The 17,300-nt window shown below is 67.2% G+C and carries 11 protein-coding genes; 7 read left to right on the top strand and 4 right to left on the bottom strand.

Translation table 11 applies throughout. From position 1 onward, the window contains the following. Positions 1-21: 21 nt before the first annotated feature. The 4 genes from NOV65_RS03675 to coaE are packed head-to-tail and all read right to left on the bottom strand — an operon-like array spanning position 22 to position 4,646. Complete coding sequence (locus NOV65_RS03675; RefSeq protein WP_257304446.1) at positions 22-642, bottom strand: SAM-dependent methyltransferase; 621 nt, start codon at positions 640-642, stop codon at positions 22-24. Next, complete coding sequence (locus NOV65_RS03670) at positions 642-2,030, bottom strand: TldD/PmbA family protein (protein ID WP_257304444.1); 1,389 nt, start codon at positions 2,028-2,030, stop codon at positions 642-644. Before NOV65_RS03670 ends, NOV65_RS03675 begins: the two co-directional genes overlap by 1 nt. 1 nt (position 2,031) lies before the next feature. Next, positions 2,032-2,550, bottom strand: coding sequence for an O-acetyl-ADP-ribose deacetylase (locus tag NOV65_RS03665; RefSeq protein ID WP_257304442.1), 519 nt, complete (start codon positions 2,548-2,550; stop codon positions 2,032-2,034). Beyond that, the gene (coaE, locus tag NOV65_RS03660) at positions 2,547-4,646 is read right to left on the bottom strand and encodes a dephospho-CoA kinase (protein ID WP_257304440.1); all 2,100 of its coding nucleotides are present in this window, start codon (positions 4,644-4,646) and stop codon (positions 2,547-2,549) included. Before coaE ends, NOV65_RS03665 begins: the two co-directional genes overlap by 4 nt. A 237-nt stretch (positions 4,647-4,883) precedes the next feature. Here coaE and NOV65_RS03655 point away from each other — a divergent pair, with 237 nt between their 5' ends. The 7 genes from NOV65_RS03655 (at position 4,884) to lptB (ending at position 17,298) form a co-directional block, all read left to right on the top strand. Continuing rightward, positions 4,884-6,710, top strand: coding sequence for a hypothetical protein (locus NOV65_RS03655; RefSeq protein WP_257304439.1), 1,827 nt, complete (start codon positions 4,884-4,886; stop codon positions 6,708-6,710). Then, positions 6,710-8,689 carry a hypothetical protein gene (locus NOV65_RS03650; protein ID WP_257304437.1) on the top strand — a complete coding sequence of 660 codons (1,980 nt, stop codon included), beginning with the start codon at positions 6,710-6,712 and terminating at the stop codon, positions 8,687-8,689. Before NOV65_RS03655 ends, NOV65_RS03650 begins: the two co-directional genes overlap by 1 nt. Positions 8,690-8,813: 124 nt before the next feature. Beyond that, positions 8,814-9,773 carry an acetyl-CoA carboxylase carboxyltransferase subunit alpha gene (locus tag NOV65_RS03645; protein ID WP_257304436.1) on the top strand — a complete coding sequence of 320 codons (960 nt, stop codon included), beginning with the start codon at positions 8,814-8,816 and terminating at the stop codon, positions 9,771-9,773. Beyond that, on the top strand, positions 9,763-11,442 hold the full coding sequence (locus tag NOV65_RS03640) for a single-stranded-DNA-specific exonuclease RecJ (protein WP_257304433.1): 1,680 nt from the start codon (positions 9,763-9,765) through the stop codon (positions 11,440-11,442). Before NOV65_RS03645 ends, NOV65_RS03640 begins: the two co-directional genes overlap by 11 nt. Next, complete coding sequence (locus NOV65_RS03635) at positions 11,439-13,187, top strand: hypothetical protein (protein ID WP_257304431.1); 1,749 nt, start codon at positions 11,439-11,441, stop codon at positions 13,185-13,187. The genes NOV65_RS03640 and NOV65_RS03635 overlap by 4 nt, the downstream gene beginning before the upstream one ends. Positions 13,188-13,239: 52 nt before the next feature. Continuing rightward, positions 13,240-16,509, top strand: a complete 3,270-nt coding sequence (locus NOV65_RS03630) for a WD40/YVTN/BNR-like repeat-containing protein (RefSeq protein ID WP_257304429.1) — start codon at positions 13,240-13,242, stop codon at positions 16,507-16,509. A 51-nt stretch (positions 16,510-16,560) separates the two neighbouring features. Continuing rightward, on the top strand, positions 16,561-17,298 hold the full coding sequence (gene lptB, locus NOV65_RS03625; RefSeq protein WP_257304427.1) for an LPS export ABC transporter ATP-binding protein: 738 nt from the start codon (positions 16,561-16,563) through the stop codon (positions 17,296-17,298). Positions 17,299-17,300 lie beyond the last annotated feature (2 nt).

Genomic DNA, 17,300 nt, shown 5'->3' with positions numbered 1-17,300 from the left:
AGAACATTCCAGGATCGCAGATCAGGGCCGGGAGGTCGACTCGGAGGGCTTGCGGGCCACCACCTGGACCACGGCTCCCAGGCCATGATGATGGGAGCCTTCGCGGATCTCCCGCACCAGTTCCTGGCCGATCTCCAGTTCCAGGCCGGGAAGCAGGCTGCCCATCTCGGCGAGGGTGCTGAGGAGATCCAACTCCTTCGGGCCGCCGGTGCCGTACTCCAGCTGGCTGGGCGTGTAGGCCTCCAGGATCAGGACACCCCCGGGGGCCAGCGCCGCGGCGCAGCGTGGGTAGAGGGTCCGGCGGAGGGCCGATGGCAGGTGGCAGAAGATGGAGATGATGCCGCTCCAGGCTGTGGTTTCGAGCTCGAACTCTGCGAGATCGGCGACGACGGTGGTGAGAGTCACGCCGCGGCTGGCCGCCAATTCCTGGGCTCGCGCAAGGCCCACCGAGGACTGGTCGACGGCGGTGACCGCGTGGCCCAGGGTGGCGAGATGCACGGCATTCCGGCCCTGGCCCTCACCCAATCCCAAGACGGGGCCTGGGGGGATGCGCGGCGCCATGTCCCGCAGGAAATCGTTGGGTTCTGAGCCGTAGGTCAGCTCGGACTCGCCGTAGCGCTCGTCCCAGAACTCGCGTCCCATCAGGCGCCTCCCAGCGCGATGTCCTCCAGGAGGATGCTCAGGCCGGCACTGCTGCCGTACCAGCGGAGGTCATTGCCCAGTGCGGCGATGCGGGTCAGGAAGTCTCGGAGGTTCCCGGCGAAGGTGAGCTTGTCCACGGGTTCGGCCAGGACGCCGTCGCGGATGCGGATGCCGCTGGCGCCCACGCTGAGGTCGCCGCTGACAGGATCCACAGTGTGCAGACCCATGATCTCCGTGATGAGCACGCCGTTCCCGGCCAGGCGGTAGAGGGTGTCGGGCGCCGTGTTTCCAGGCAGGGGGAAGAGGTTGAAGGTCGTGGCGCCAGGTTGGCTGCCGAAGCCCCGGCCCGCGCTGGCGGTAGGATTCTCGCCCATCTCGGCAGCGGTCTTGAGGGTGTGCAAGTAGGTCTTCAGCACACCGCCTTCGAGCAGGATGTTGCGCCGAGTGGGCAGACCCTCCGCATCCCAGGGCTCGGTGCCGAGGGCCGGGCGGCCCGGCGCTTCGGTAAGGCGGCCGTCGTCCACCAGCGTCAGCAGAGGGGAGGCGATGATCTCGCCCAGCTTGCCGGCGAAGAGGCTGCGGCCCTTGATCACGGACTCGGCATCGAGCATCCCGGCCACGATACCGAGCAGATCCACCGCCACCTCCGGGTGGAGCACCACCGAGTACCTGCCGGCGGGCAGGCGCTGGGGATTCAGCTTCCGCTCACCCTTGAGGGCCGCTTCCGCGCCGATGGCCGCGAGGTCCAACCCCGGCCGACGGGAGACATCCCAGTGCCAGGCCGCCTGTCGCTCCTCACCGTCGGCTACCGCCAGTTCGATGGCCGCGGAACAGCTGGACCACGCATCCGGCGTCCGCACGCCCTTCTGGGTAAGCAACAGGCTGGCGCCGGAGCCATCGCTCCAGGCCGATTCGCGCACAGCGGCCACCTTCGATGAGGCCTTTCTGGCTTCGGCTTCCAGTTCCAACGCCCAGGCGATGCGCTGCTCGGGCGTGAGGGCCTCCACGGCACCGTCGAACCGGCTGGGGAGATCATCCGTGCCTTCGGGATCCGCCTGTCGCAGCCAGGGATCCTCGTCGCCCAGGGCGCTCAACTCCCAGGCCTGGGCGAAGAGGTCGCGGAAATCCGCGGCGGTGAGGTCGGTGGTGGTGGCGAGGCCTGTGCGGAAGCCCTTGCCCCCGGCGCGGATCACCCGTACGCCCAGGCCGCCGCGTTTGCTGGTCGTCAGATCCTCCAGGGCGCCATTCTGCACTTTGGCCTTGCGGCTGCGGGATACGGAGACGAAGGCCTCGGCGCCTTCCGCACCGAGCTTGAGGGCGTGCTGGATGCCGTCCTGGAGGCGGGCTTCCAGAGCATCGGCGATGAAGGTTCGGAACGGATCGGTCATGTCAGCTTTCTTTCTCGAGGGCGGTCTGGAGGACTGTCCGGCTGAGGTCATCGTAGGCCACGAGGGTGACCTCATGAGGAAGGTCGTGGGCCGCGAGCCAGTCGCGGCAGGTTGCCACGGCGATGTCCGCGGCGCGATCCGGAGGGAAGCCGAAGATGCCCGTGCTGACGGCCGGAAAGGCGATGTTCTGGCATTGATGGCGTTCGGCCAGGCGAAGGCTCTCCCGATAGCAGGAGGCGAGAGTTTCCTCTTCGCCGTGCTGGCCCCCATTCCAGACGGGGCCGACGGTGTGGATGACAAATCGGGCCGGCAGGCGGTGTCCGGCGGTCAGCTTCGCCTGCCCGGCAGGACAGCCGCCTAGGCTCCGACATTCCTCCAGCAATCCGGGACCGGCCGCGCGGTGGATGGCACCATCCACGCCGCCGCCTCCAAGCAGGCTGCTGTTCGCGGCGTTGACGATGGCGTCCAGGGCGAGGGTGGTGATGTCGTCCTGCACCACCTGCAGGCGTCCGGGGGTCAAATGACGCTCGGCAGGGGCTCGGCGGTGCCGCCCACGACGAGGGCGGGGCAGAGGATGGTGGGGAGGGCGTCGCTGACGGGGACTCCCTGGCCGTCCTTGCCACAGGTGCCGATGTCGAAGTGGTGGAGGTCGCTGCCGATACGGGTGAGCTGTCTCAGCACTTCGGGTCCGCAGCCGCTGAGGGTGGCGTTCTTCACGGGGTACTTGGGCTCGCCTTTCTCGACCCAATACCCCTCAGTTACCTGGAAGACGAAGTTGCCCGTGACGGTGTCCACCTGGCCGCCGCCCATGTGTTTCACCAGCAGACCGCGATCGAGGTCGCGCAGGATGGCCTCGGGGGCCTCGCTCCCGGCCGCCAGGAAGGTGTTGCGCATGCGGGGGATGGGGAGGTGCCGGTAGCTCTCCCGGCGGCCGTTGCCCGTGGGTTCCGTGGCCATCTTCCGGGAGGTCTTGCGGGATTGCAGGTAGGCCTTCAGCACGCCGTTCTCGATGAGGACCACGCGGCTGACCGGGTTGCCTTCATCATCGATGGCCTGGCTGCCGCGCTTGTGGGGCAGGGTGCCGTCATCGATGATCGTGACGCCTTCCGCCGCGACCTTCTGGCCGAGCTTGCCCGCGAAGGCGCTCATGCCGGCCAGGGCCAGATCCGCCTCCAGGCCGTGGCCACAGGCCTCGTGGATCATGGTGCCACCGGCGCTGCTGCTGAGCACCACCGGGAAGGTGCCAGCCGGGGCGGGCTGGGCCTCCAGGGCCTGCATGGCCAACCGGACGGCCTCATGCGCGGTGTGCGTCACGGCCTCGTCCGTGAACAGCTCGAAACCGCGGGTCTCGCCCAGGGCCTGATAGCCGGACTGCAACTGCTGGCCGTCTCCGGCCGTGGCGTTCACGCGGAGCACCACCTGGGTGCGGTGATCTTCGGTGAGACGGCCGGTCCAGGTTCCGTCCGCCCGCTCGACGGCGGCGATCCAGACCCGCTGGGTGCTGTCGCCGTAGCCGGCGGAAACCTGCTTGAGGGCGCCGGGGCGCAGGGCCTCGGCGTGGGCCCGCGCCAGACCCTCGGCACTCCGCACCAGGGCCACCTTCTCGTCCAGGGGCACGCGGCCGAGATCACGCTCCACGGGGCTGGGCGTGGGATGGACCTTCAGGGTCAGGGTCGGGATCTCCGCCGGCTGCCCCGTGCCCGGCGCCGCCAGGGTTCGGGCGGCCTCCAGCAGCTCCTCGAATCCGGGGGCGATGAGATCCGCGAAACGCGTGGTCTCCCCATCCATCAGCCGGAGGCTGCCACCGAAAGTCTCGGAGGCGAGCACATCCTCCATGCGGCCGTCGTCCATGCCGAGGGCATGGGCCTGCCGGCGTTCGATGAAGGCTTCGCCGTAATCGCCACCCCGGCTGAGGAGGGTCGCCAGGACCTCGCGGAGCTGATCGGCGGTGAAAGGTGCAGGCATCGGGGCTCTCCACGTCCGCGCGCGGCGGACCTTCCAGTTTGACAGAAGGGTCTGGACGGCCCCATCGAGGATTCCGGAGAGATCGCGCCCGTCGTTGGGGATCACCAGGTCCGCATGGAGCGCCCGCTCGGGCGCGCTGACTTGGGCGTGGAGGCGGGCCAGGACGGCGTCGCGGGTCAGTTGATCACGGGCCATCAGGCGCTCCACCCGCAGTTCTTCTGGGGCATCCACAGTCCAGAAGGCGTCGAAGTGATGGGCTCTGCCCCGCTCGACCCAGAGCGCCGCATCCAGCACCGCCCCTCGGGTGGTGGACGGAAGCGCCGCCAGGCGGGCCGCGAGGAGGGTTTCGATGCGGGGATGGAGGAGGGCGTTCAGCCGGGCCCGGGCCGCGTCATCCGCGAACACGTGGGCGGCCATCCAGGCACGGTCCAGGGCACCGTCCGGGCGGAGGCAGGCGGGCCCGAAGGTGGCGACCAGAGCCGCCAGGCCCTCGCTGCCGGGCAGCACCACTTCCCGGGCCAGGGCGTCGGCATCGATCACCGCCCAGCCCCGGGCCGCCAACTTCCCAGCGACGAAGCTCTTGCCAGCCGCGATGCCGCCACTGAGGCCGAGGAGGGGGAAGGGACTGGACAGTTCTGGGATGACCGGCATGGTTTCCACGGGCAGAAAGAGTTTAAAAAGGGTTTCACAATTCGCAAAGGTGTGATGGGCGTCTCTTGCCGACTCGTTCTCCACCTGCCAGCATGCCGGGGATTCCACCAGGAGTAACCCGTGAAAATACGGATCATGTCAGCCGTAGTCTGCTTGACCTTCCGGCTCATGGCCGGAAATGCCTGGCTTCCCATTCCACCGGAAGTCTGGGCTCTCAAGGAGGGCCCAACAGGGGCCGTGATCCTGGAAGACCGGATGAGGCTCAACGTTCTTACCATCGATTACGTCTACCGGGTGCGCGTATTCGCCGAGGCTGGGCGCGAGGCGGCGGAGATCCCCGACCTTCCAAGCACGGCCACCCGCGTGAAGGGCCGGACGGTCTATCCCGATGGCCGCCAAGTGGAATTCAACAGCCGGAAGGATTTCGCGGAGCGGGTCATCGAAAGCGGGAACGGTGAGCAGCGCAAGACCCACTTGGTGGCCCCAGGAGTCACGACGGATTGCGTCGTGGAATTTCAGTGGTCTGAATCAGCAGATGGGCTTCTCAGGGGATTGCCCGCCCGTTTTTATCAGGGGCTCTACGGCGTGTGGACCTTGGCCCATGCCTATCCCACGCAGGTCATGGCCATCGAGGTGGCCCAGCCTTTCCCGCTTGCCTGGTCGTTGAGTCCTGGCGCCGCGCCTGCTCCCGAGGTCACGAGTTCCTGGAGCGGCAAACAGCTGACCTTCAAGAACCTCCCAGCGGTGGAACTGCCGCCTTATAGCCTCAGGCCTACCCTCCGGTTACCGAGGCTGGTCATCTTCTGGCAGCCGGATGATATTCGCAGTTCAGTGAGCGAGGGTGCTGATGCCTACTGGAACCAGGCCATCCGGCAGCATTACAAGCCAGATTATGAAGAGTCGATCGAGAAGGGAGGGGCCTTCAAAACGCTGGCTGTCGAGCTGACGGCCGACCTCGCAGGCACCCCCAGCAAACAGGCCGTCACATTGCTGGAGCGCCTGGATAGCCGTATCGCCAATTTGAGCCAAGCCACGTTCGCGGAGTCCGCGGCCCTGCCGAAAAATTTCTGGAAGGACTTCGAATCCAAGGACCTCGCCGCCGCTGCCAAGACCGGGAGGACCAACGCACAAGGGATGAGGCTCCTCTTCTACCACCTGCTCAAGGCGGCCGGACTGAAACCGATCATCGCCAAGGTACCTGACCGGGAATTCACTCTATTCGATTGGAACCACCTCAACCCTTGGCAGTTCTCGACTGATTTGATCGGTATCGAGGAAACCAACGGGGGGATGATCTGGTTCGATCCCACGCGCCGGTTCGCCGCGCCAGGCGTGGTGCATCCGGACTACACGGCGGTCACTGCCCTGATCATCGACTCCAGCACCTGGAAGGGGAAGAAAGGTCTGGTTGGCAGCCTGGGAGCGAACGCGAACCTGCGCCGCTACACCTACAGACTGAACCTGGACGAGGATGCGGATCGGTTTGAGGTGGACTCGGAATTCGCCGGTTACCCGGAGTATGTAGAGAGAAACCGGTACATGGCCCTTGAACCCAAGGAGCAGTCGAAGCTGCTGAAGGAGAAGTTCGAGAAGGAGATGAAAAACCTTGCCGTGGCCTCGGCTGAGGTGAGGAACACCTCTGACGCCAAAGCCAGCGTCACGTGGCACCTGAAGGGGTCGCTGGAGCGGGAAGCCGGCCGGAAACGAGTGCTGGACCCTTTTCCTGGCATGCCGTGGCCCTTATGGGTTCCTGCAAAGCTGGATGACTCCCGGACGGCGCCGATTGTGTTGCCTTATCAGGCCACTCAACTTGCGATTGCAACTTTCCAGGTGCCACGGGGGTACACCATGGGCCCCCAGCAGGAGCTGAAGCAGCAGAACCTGTTTGGCCGGGTGTTCTGGGTGCCCGCCTTTGATCCCGCCACAGGAATGGGGAAGGTTGTACTTCGGGTGGAGGTGACTGCCCTGTCGGCTCCGTCTGCCCAGTGGGCAGAGTTCAAACAATTCCTGGGCTGGATTGAAGACGCCTGCCGACGGCAGGTCACGCTTTCGCGGGAGGGGTGATGCGCCTTCGATGGATGGGATTGTTCCTTCTGGCGGCGCTGCTGCCCGCCCAGGACTTCGGGCGACTGCCCGAGTGGGCCGCCCAGGTTGCCCGCGCCACGGCCGGGGAGACGGCTCCTGAGAATGCCGTGGCCTGGGTGTTGTTGGATCGGACGGAGATCGCCTACACCGGTAGCGGAGAGATTCGCCAACGGCGATTCAGGCTCGTGAAAGTGCTGGGAGAGCGCGGATTGCGGCAAGGCACCTTTGTCATCCATGGCCTTGGCGGCAAGGGAAACAAGGTGAAGAAGCTGAAGGGATGGAATCTCCGTCCCGATGGCGACCTGGTGAAACTGGATTCAGACGATGTCGTGACCATGAACGACGCATCCGAGGCGGAATTCAGCACAGACACCATCACTGGTGCCGCGCTGGATCGTGTGGTCAAGGGCAGTTACATCGCATTCGAGTCTCTGGAGGCCATTCAAAGTCCTATCGGGCCAGTGGCCGCGACGGGCCTGCTCGAAACGATCCCCGTCCGGCGCTGGGAACTCGATGTGGCCAAGAAGGAGGGGTGGTTCACCAATCTGCAGCAGGTCGATGTGCGCATCGATCGCCGTCACTTCCTCCCCTGGATTGCCAAAGTGGAGCCGCTGGGAGCCACGGGCTTGGCTGTTTCGAATCTGCCGGTGCTACCGGAGGACGAAGGCGGTCATCCCCATCGGTACAATGTGCTGCCGGTAGTCAGGGTTCGATTCCTGGATCCTGCTTTTCCCACCGCTCGTATGTGGGGGACCTGGGATGAGGTCGCACGATGGACGGCCGGAAACTACGCCTCGGCCACGGCCTCGGCGGGGATGGCGGATCTGCATGGCCGGAAGGGCCCAGAAGGCCTCAATGCCCTCTGGTCGTGGATGGCGGCGGCGCTCAACTACAAGCAGGTGTACCTCTCTGCTGAACGCGGGTGGGTACCTGAACAGACAGTCGAAGTGGGGCGAAAACGGTACGGAGACTGCAAGGACCTGTCGGCCTTCTTCATCGCCGAGGCCAGGACGCTCGGTTTCACGGCGCATCCGACGCTGGCAAGGATCAACGAGGGAGAAATCGAGACGCAGGAGGAGCCCTTCCCGGTTTTCAATCATGTGATCACGGCCCTCCGACTGGACAAGAGCCTGGGACTTCCGGGCGAAGTGGAAAGCCCGAAGGGCCGCTTCCTCCTTGTGGACGCCACGGACCCCTTCACACCCTTCGGATTCCTGGGCTCAGGCCATCGCGGACGGCGGGTGATGATCTGCCTGCCCGACGGGGCCCAGTGGGTGACGGTTCCGGATGCCGCAATCCTGCGCGACCGGCTGTCAGTCGATCTTGAAGGGGAGGTGGACGGTTCCGCACTCCGCGCCACCTTGAAGCTCAAGGAGACTGGAACCTACTGGAATCTCCGCGCCATTGCTCACAAGGGAGGCGCAAAGGCCATGCGGGAGGCCCTCATGGGAGGTCGGTTCGACCTGCCGGCCACGGCCCAGATCGAGGTGGTTCGCCTGGGAGACCCGCTTGCCACGGACCGCCCCTTCGAGGTGGAAGTGAAGATCACCCATCCCGACGGATTTCATCGGAACGGCGCCGAATGGAACCTGGCGGCCTGGGGCATTCCCTACCCGCCGGCCCTCATCCAGAAGGCTGGTACACCCCGGCGGTACCCCGTGGCGAGCTTGGCGACGGGGGAACTCAGCTACCACGCCACCTTGACCTTGCCAGCCAAGGTCAAGCCAGTGCTGCCGGAACGCAAAGGTGATACGCCGTTTCGCACCTTCGAGTGGAAGGCCGAAACCGAACCTGCGGCGGGTGGCACGCGCCTGCGGCTCAGCCTTGCGCACTGCTACAAACCGGTTACTTTCGGCTTTGAGCAGCTGGACAAGGGGCTCCAGGCCTGGAAGCAGGACCGTGGCCTCGTTAAAACACTGAGGGAGGACGGCCTGGCTTTCATGGCGGTGGCGAACTAGACATCCGGCACCTTCGCGCAGGGGGGCCCTGGAGGGCGCCGGGGCTACTCTGGGTCAGCCCGGCCTGTTCATTCGTTCCTGGGCCCCCTACACTGGACCGTTGGACTTCCCGGCTTGAGGCTTCATGAAAGACGCGACTCCCGAACAGACCATGGATCTGTCCCAGCTGGAAAAGCCGGTGCTTGAGCTGGAGGCCCAGATCCGGGCCATGGAGATGGACCCCTCCCAGACCAAGGAACGGGAGAAGCTGGAGAAGAAGCTGGACAAGCTGAAGGCCGAACTGTTCACGGATCTCACAGACTGGCAGCGGGCCCAGCTGGCTCGCCACCCCAAGCGCCCCTATACGCTCGATTACCTGGAGCGGATCTGCGAGCGTTTCGAAGAATTGCACGGGGACCGCCGCTTCGGGGACGATGCGGCCATCGTGGCCGGCATGGGCTGGATCGAAGGCAACCCCGTGATGATCATCGGCCAGCAGAAGGGCCGGGACACCAAGCAGAAGATCCTGCGCAACTTCGGCATGCCCAAACCCGAGGGTTACCGCAAGGCCCTGCGCCTCATGAAGCTGGCCGAGAAGTTCCAGCGCCCCGTCCTCTGCCTCATCGACACTCCTGGCGCCTATCCGGGCGTGGACGCGGAGGAGCGCGGCCAGGCCGAGGCCATCGCCCGCAATCTTCTGGAAATGGCCAAGCTCGAGGTGCCCGTGGTGGCGGTGGTCCTCGGCGAGGGTGGCAGCGGCGGGGCTCTGGCCCTGGGCGTGGCCGATCGTGTGCTCATGATGGAGAACGCCATCTATTCCGTGATCTCGCCGGAAGGCTGCGCGTCCATCCTCTGGAAGGACGCCAGCCAGGCTCCCAAAGCCGCGGCGGCCCTGAAGCTCACAGCCCCGCACCTGCTGGAGCTGGGCGTCATCGACGGCATCGTGAAGGAGCCCCTCGGCGGGGCCCATTCGAACTTCGATGCGGCCGCCGCCGCGCTGAAGGAGGCTGTCGTGGAGGCCTTCTCCGAGTTGTCCGAGCTTTCGGCGGAACAACTGGTGGAGGAGCGGTACCAGAAGTTCGCCCGCATGGGCAGTGTCGGCTGATATGGACGCCAAGGCCTGGCGCCTCCGCCGGGAGATCCCGGCGGGTCCGGCGCCTTGGCGGGCCCTGGCCGCGGCGTGGAATCTGGAGCCCCGATTGGCGCGACTCGCGTGGCTGCGCGGGGTGGACCAGCCGGAAGGCCTGGCCTGGCGTCTCGATCCCGCCTGGACCCGCAGCACCGACCCTCACCTGCTTTCGGGCGTGGATGCAGCCGTGGCACGCATCCGCCGAGCCGTGGAGGCCCGCGAGCGCATCGTGATCTATGGTGACTACGACGTGGACGGCGTCACTGCCACGGCTGTGCTGGTGCGTGCGCTGGAGCGGCTCGGCGCCGATGTGTCCTATTTCATTCCCAACCGCTTCTCCGACGGTTACGGCCTGCATTTGGATTGTATCCAGGACCTGAAGGCCACGCGCCAACCGGACCTGCTCATCTCCGTGGACTGCGGCGTGCGTAGCGTGGAGGAAGTGAAGGCCAGCTCGGAGTTGGGCCTCGACTGGGTGATCACGGATCACCATGCCCTGGGCCAGGAGTTGCCCCCGGCCTGCGCCGTCGTGCATCCTCACCTCGACGGCTATGCGAACCCCTTCCTGGCGGGGGTGGGAGTGGCCTTCAAGCTGGCCCAGGCCCTGCTTGGAGCCGTGCCCCACCCCACCGGGGCGGACGCCACGTTTTTGGACGGGATGCTCAAGCTGGTGGCCATCGGCACCGTGGCGGATGTGATGCCGCTGGTGGATGAGAATGCGCTGCTGGTGAGGCGGGGGCTCGATTCCCTCGGCGGCAAGAATGGCCCCGGTCTGGCCGCCCTGTTGCGCGCGGCCAAGAAGGAGGGGGCTCTGGGCGGCCAGGACGTGGCCTTCGGGCTGGCGCCCAGGCTCAATGCCGTGGGGCGCATGGGCGGGGCGGAGGATGCCGTCCGCCTGCTGCTGACCCGCGATCCTGCGGAAGCCGAGACCCTGATGGACCGGGTGGAAGCGCTCAACCAGGAACGCCGCGCCATCCAGGAGGACCTGGCCGCTCGCTTGCCCCGACCCGAGGACACAGCCTTCGATCTGGTGCTGGATCCCACCGCCCACAAGGGCGTCATCGGCATCGTGGCGGGCCATCGCATGCGGGCCACGGGCCGCCCCGCGGGGGTCTGCACGGTGGTCGACGGTGTGGCCCACTGCAGCCTGCGGGCCCCGGAGGGCTACGATCTGGGCAGTCTGCTGGCCCTGGCCCAGCCCTTCCTCCTGGGCGGCGGGGGGCATCGGGCGGCGGCAGGCCTCAGCTTCGAGCCCTCCCGCCTCGCCTTCGTCCGCCAAGCGCTCCAGCGCGGTGCGGCCGACCAGGCGGCCGGGCGGGAGATTCCGCCCCTGCTGCTGGATGGCGGCCATGCGGACCTTCCCGGCGATGCGGATCTGGCCCGCCTGGAGCCCTTCGGCCAGGGGTTCGCGCCACCCTTGGCGCGGCTGGAGGGCAACGTGGCTTCCTCGGCGGCCTTCGGCGCGGACCACTGGAAGCTCCGTCTGGCTGGGACTCCGGATCCCCTCACCTGGTTCGCTGGTCGGGAACGGCCCTCGCAGCCGGCCATCGGCGAGCGGCTCTGCGTGGCCGCCGTGCCCCAGGGCAGCGACCGCTGGGGGCGCTCCTGGCTGGTGGAGACGCCGCTCGGAGAGGCGACCCCATGAAGGTGCTGGCCCTGCTCCAGAATCTGCCGCCAGCCCGGCACCCGCTCTGGCGGGGCCTGGGTTGGGGCCTGGTGGCGGGAACCCTGGGCTTCACCCTGCGCTTCTTGATGGTGGGCAGTGAGGGCATGCCGGGTCGCACCGTGGGCGGTGATCCTTTGTTCGGCGAAGGCACCAAAGGCAGCGTAGGGACCCTCACCGAGCAGTTGGGCCCCAACCGCATGGTGCTGGCCTACCGCACCATCGAAGGGGTGGAGGAGGATCTTCGCCTGGAGACGGTGACGGGTCACTTGGACGAGCCGACCGGGCAGTGGCGCATGCTGTCGCCCAAAGCTCGCCGCCAGGCCGGAGTCTGGACCCTCCAGGGCCCCCTGGATCTGGAGGTGGCCGATCCCGGCACTAAGGCCCTTCTGGGCAAGGGCCGGGTGGAGAACGATGGACCTGCCTTGCGCTGGTTCGGCGGGGAATGGGAAGGGCTGGCCCCCCTGCGCTGGGAGGCCCTGGAAGGATCCGCCCGAGGGGTCTGGAACCTGCCCGCCGGGTGGCATCGCGAAGCCGAAGGCCGGTTCCGTGTAGAGCATGGCCCCGTGCGCTGGCAGGCGCCGACGGATAGGGGCGTGCCCACCACCCTCCAGGCCATGGAGGCGGAACGGCTCTGGGCCATGCCCGGCTTCCAGACGGGGCATCTTGAGGGTGTGACGGCCCGTCTGGCGGAAGGTTCTCTCCAGGCTTCGGTGGCGGACTTGACGCCGGACATGGTCACCTGGCCCGGTCCCCTGGCCTTCGAGCGGGCCGATGGCTGGCATGGCGAAGCGAAAGGTGGCGTGGCGCCGCGACCCGCCCCCGGCGCGACCTTCCAGCAAGTGGAGTTCCGGAAGTTCCAGGCCCGCCGGGCGCTGCCGGCGGGGGAGGAACATCTGTCCACGGACGGGGCCCGGTGGACACCCGCGGGGCTGCGCCTGGAGGGCAGCGTGGTGTGGGATCAGCCCCTGGACGGCCAGCGCCTGGTGCTCAGGGCGCCGCGCGTGCTCATGCGGGAAGGGCCGGGGAGTGACCTGCCGGAATCGCTGCCCATCGGCCATGCCGCGGCCGAGGGTCAGGCCCTCCTCACCTGGGGCCGACGCAGCCTATCTTCGCCCCGCATGCTGGTCGAGCGGGCCAGTCGGCGCTGGAAGCTCCAGGCGCCGGTGCTGGGCCGCGGCGAGGACGGCACCTTCTCCGGCGGTGCCGGGCAGGGGGATCCACGGTCCTGGACCATCGAAGGGCCCGTGCAGGTGAACCTGTTCTCCGGCGGCAGCCTGCGCGGGGCAAAGCTCGTGTGGGAGGACGCCCTGTGGACGCTCACGGGCCGGCCCGCCGCCTGGAGCCGCCTGCGCGAACGGCTGTCCGGCCCCCGCATCATCCGGAAAGGCGAGACGGTGAGCTTCCCGGAAGGGCTGAGTGGCACGCTGGCCGCCGCGGACGGAGACCTGTTCCTGCGCGCCGAGCACGGCCAGAGCGAGGGACAGAAGGTGGTTCTCGGCGGCGGCGTGGAATGCCAGGGCCAGGGCTGGCGGCTGGCGGCGGACTCGGTGACCGTCATCGTGGGGCCGGATCGCACTGCGAAACTCATCCAGGCGCAGGGGGCCGTCACGCTAAGGGGCCGCCTCGGCGAGGGTCAAGGCGAGGCCCTGGATCTGGAACCTGGAAGCCAGACCGTCAAGTGGCAGGGCCGCGTGCGCGGCAAGGGGGCGGGCCCCGGCTGGTGAAGTCCCATCCTTTCTAGGGCATCATGGAGCAAACCTCGTATTAGGAGGCACCATGCCCCGGTTCCGCTCCCTGTCTTCCTTGGCCCTGCTGCTTGCCGCCGTGCCGGTTCTGGCGGCACCGCCCGTGGCGGCCAAGGCTGCGGAGCGGGTGGCCTCGCCCCTGGCGGAACTGCCCTTGCGGAACCTGGGCCCGGCGGTCACCTCGGGCCGGGTCGGAGATATCGCCGTAGACCCTGGCAAGCCGGACACCTGGTATGTGGGGGTGGCCTCCGGCGGGGTGTGGAAGACCGTGAACGCGGGCACCACCTGGACGCCGCTCTTCGACAAAGAGGGCTCGTTCTCCATCGGCTGCGTGACGGTGGATCCCCGGGACTCCCACACGGTGTGGGTTGGCACGGGCGAGAACAATTCCCAGCGCTCGGTGGCCTACGGCGATGGGGTGTACCGCAGCCTGGACGGCGGGAAGCACTGGGAGAACATGGGTCTGAAGGCCAGCGAGCACATCGCCAAGATCCTGGTGGATCCGCGCAACAGCCAGGTGGTGTTCGCAGCCGTCCAGGGCCCGCTCTGGAAGGAGGGCGGCGAGCGCGGCCTCTACAAGACCACCGATGGCGGGAAGACCTGGAAGGCTGTGCTCACCGTGGACGCCCACACTGGCGTTACGGACGTGGTGCTGGATCCCCGCAACCCCGAGGTGCTGTATGCCGCCACCTATCAGCGTCGGCGCCATGTGTGGGGCATGCTGGATGGCGGCCCTGGAGGCGGCATCCACAAGAGCCTGGATGGCGGCCAGACCTGGGTGAAGCTCACGGAAGGACTCCCCAAGGAGGACATGGGCCGCATCGGCCTGGCGGTTCCGGTGGGCGAGCCGGACACGGTCTACGCCACCATCGAGGCCGCCAACAAGGCGGGCGGTTTCTTCCGCAGCCTGGACGGGGGCCGGACCTGGGAGCGACGCAGCGAGCAGGTCTCCGGCAGCGCTCAGTACTATCAGGAGCTCTTCTGCGATCCGAAGGACCCCAAGCGCGTCTATTCCATGGACACCTGGATGCAGGTGACCGAGGACGGCGGCAAGACCTGGCGGCGCGTGGGCGAAACCTCCAAGCACGTGGACAACCACGCATTGTGGATCGATCCCGCCAACAGCGAACATCTCATCTCAGGCTGCGATGGCGGCGTCTACGAAAGCCGCGATCGGGGCGCCACCTGGGAGTTCAAGGCCAATCTCCCCGTCATCCAGTACTACCGTGTGGCGGTGGACAATGCGCGCCCCTTCTACCATGTGTATGGCGGCACCCAGGACAACTTCTCCATGGGCGGCCCCAGCCGCACCCGGAACCTGCATGGCTCGACCAACCTCGACTGGTTCGTGACCCAGGGTGGGGACGGCTTCTACAGCCAGGTGGACCCGGATGATCCGGACACGGTCTACTCCGAAAGCCAGCACGGCGGCCTGGCCCGCTTCGACCGCCGCACGGGCGAGCGCGTGGAGATCCAGCCCCAGCCCGCGCCCGGGGAGGAGCCCTTCCGCTGGAACTGGGACGCCCCGCTGCTGCTCAGCCCCCACAATGGGAAGCGGCTCTATTTCGCCGCCCAGAAGCTCTTCCGCAGCGAGGATCGTGGCGACAGCTGGACTGCCGTGAGTCCGGACCTCACCCGGAAGATCGACCGCAGCCGCCTGAAGATCATGGACAAGGTCTGGGGGGTGGATGCCGTGGCCCGCAACGCCTCCACCAGCTTCTACGGCAACATCGTGGCCTTCACCGAAAGCCCGAAGATCGAAGGGCTGCTCTACGTGGGCACCGATGATGGACTCATCCAGATCAGCGAGGATGGCGGCAAGACCTGGCGGAAGACGGAGCGCTTCCCGGGCGTGTCCGACCTGACCTACGTCTCCTGCCTGTCGGCGAGCCCGCACCAGGCTGGCACGGTGTACGCCGCCTTCGACAACCACAAGACCGGTGACTTCCGCCCCTACCTGTTGCGTTCCCGGGACCATGGTCGCACCTGGGAAGCCATCGGCACGGGGCTGCCCGAGCGAGGCAGCGTGTACACCGTGCGCGAGGATCCGGCCCGCGAAGGCCTGCTCTACTGCGGCACGGAGTTCGGCCTCTTCTTCAGCCTCGACGCCGGGAAGAGCTGGTCGCGCTTCACTCAGCTGCCCACCATCGCCGTGAAGGATCTGACCATCCAGGCCCGCGAAGGCGATCTTGTGGTGGCCACCTTCGGCCGCGGCTTCTATATCCTTGATGACCTCACGCCTCTGCGCGAGGCGAAGTCGGAGGACTTCGATTCCGAGGCCCACCTCTACGGCCTTCGCCCCGCCCAGGCCTACATCGAGGCTGTCCCGTTCGGCGGGCCCGGGAAATCCTTCCAGGGCGATTCCCTCTTCCTGTCGCCCAACCCGCCCTTCGGTGCCGTGTTCACCTATCACCTGAAGGTGGAACCGAAGCCGCTGAAGAAGGAACGCCACGAGAAGGAGAAGGAGGCCGCGAAGGCCGGCCAGGACCCCGTCATCCCCACCTGGGAGGCCCTCAGGGCCGAGGATCGCGAGGCACCCCCGGCAGTGGTGCTGACCATCGCCGCCAGCGACGGACAGGTGGTGCGTCGCATCGCGACGAAACCGGAGAAGGGCCTCCATCGCCTGGCCTGGGATCTCCGCTTCCAGGATCCGGCCCCCATCCACCTGAAGGTTCCCGGTGAGCGGGATCCCTGGGACTATGGCGCCCGCGGGGCCTTGGCCGCGCCGGGTCGGTACCAGGCCACTCTGTCCTTCCAGGTGGACGGCGTGCTGAAGCCTGTGGCTGGACCCGTCGCCTTCGAGGTGAAGCCTCTGGATGCCGACCGGCTGACCCCGGCCCAGTGGACCGAGTACAGCGCCTTCTGTGCCCGCATGGGGGAAGCCCAGCGCCTTGCCATGGGAGCTTCTGAGCGCCTGACCGAGGCCCAGAACCGGTTGGATCACGTCCGGAAGGCCCTGCTCGAAACCCCGGCCGCGGATGCGGCTCTGCTGACCAGGGCCCGGACGCTGCACGGCGACTTGAAGGATCTGCGCGATCTGCTGAGTGGCGACGCCACCGTCGCGACCCGTCAGGAGCCCACGGCCCCCGGCATCCTGGGGAGGATCCGGGAGGTGACGGGCAGCGTCTGGGCCACCACCCAGCAGCCCACCGCCACCCAGCGCCAGAACCTGGCCTGGGCCGAGGAGGGTCTGAAGAGCGTGAACGCCCGCTTCGCCAGTGCCACGGCTGCCCTGAAGGCGCTGGAGGATGCGCTCGAAGCCGCCAAAGCACCCTACACCCCCGGGCGTGCCGCGCACTGAGCGCGTGGCCCCTTCGGGGCAATCCGTCGGCCAGTATGTTCTGATAGATCCATGACCGAACCGACCCCTTGTCTTGAGGCCGTCAACCTCCAGAAGCGCTATGGCGACCGCACCGTGGTGCGGGATGTGAGCCTCTGCGTGGGCATGGGCGAGGTGGTCGGGCTGTTGGGGCCCAATGGCGCGGGCAAGACCACGACCTTCTACATGGTGGTGGGCGTGGAGGCACCAGACCGGGGGGGCATCCGCTGGCTGGGCCAGGATGTGACCGCCCTGCCCATGCACCGGCGGGCGCGGCTGGGCATTGGCTACCTGGCCCAGGAATCCAGCGTGTTCCGTGGTTTGACGGTTTGGGAGAACCTGCTGGCCCTGGCGGAGTTGCAGCCGATCCCGAAGGTCGAGCAGAAAGACCGCTGCGAACGCCTGCTGGCCGATTTCCACCTGGGGAAAGTGCGCGACACTCTGGGCATGAGCCTATCCGGAGGTGAGCGGAGGCGCTGCGAGCTGGCGCGGGCCCTGGTGACCGAGCCCAGGATCATGCTTCTGGACGAGCCCTTCGCTGGAGTGGATCCCAAGTCCGTGCTGGAGATCCAGGGCCTGATCGGCGACCTCAAGGCGCGAGGCATCGGGGTGCTGATCACAGATCACAACGTACGCGAGACCTTGCAGATCGCCGACCGGGCCTATATCTTGGCGGACGGGATGATCATGAAACACGGCCTGCCCAGCGAGATCGCAGAGGATCCGGATATCCGCCGGGTCTACCTGGGCGACCGGTTCAGGTTGGACTGATC

This window comes from Geothrix campi, from assembly GCF_024609265.1.
Taxonomy (GTDB): domain Bacteria; phylum Acidobacteriota; class Holophagae; order Holophagales; family Holophagaceae; genus Geothrix; species Geothrix campi.
This window is presented reverse-complemented; position numbering and strand designations above follow the sequence as displayed.

Bases quoted from the DNA above. Each gene is read 5' to 3' on its own strand.
- NOV65_RS03630 (WP_257304429.1), top strand. From the start codon at position 13,240: ATGCCCCGGTTCCGCTCCCTGTCTTCCTTGGCCCTGCTGCTTGCCGCC.
- NOV65_RS03670 (WP_257304444.1), bottom strand. From the start codon at position 2,030: ATGACCGATCCGTTCCGAACCTTCATCGCCGATGCTCTGGAAGCCCGC.
- NOV65_RS03635 (WP_257304431.1), top strand. From the start codon at position 11,439: ATGAAGGTGCTGGCCCTGCTCCAGAATCTGCCGCCAGCCCGGCACCCG.
- coaE (WP_257304440.1), bottom strand. From the start codon at position 4,646: ATGCCGGTCATCCCAGAACTGTCCAGTCCCTTCCCCCTCCTCGGCCTC.
- NOV65_RS03650 (WP_257304437.1), top strand. From the start codon at position 6,710: ATGCGCCTTCGATGGATGGGATTGTTCCTTCTGGCGGCGCTGCTGCCC.
- NOV65_RS03645 (WP_257304436.1), top strand. From the start codon at position 8,814: ATGAAAGACGCGACTCCCGAACAGACCATGGATCTGTCCCAGCTGGAA.
- NOV65_RS03675 (WP_257304446.1), bottom strand. From the start codon at position 642: ATGGGACGCGAGTTCTGGGACGAGCGCTACGGCGAGTCCGAGCTGACC.
- lptB (WP_257304427.1), top strand. From the start codon at position 16,561: ATGACCGAACCGACCCCTTGTCTTGAGGCCGTCAACCTCCAGAAGCGC.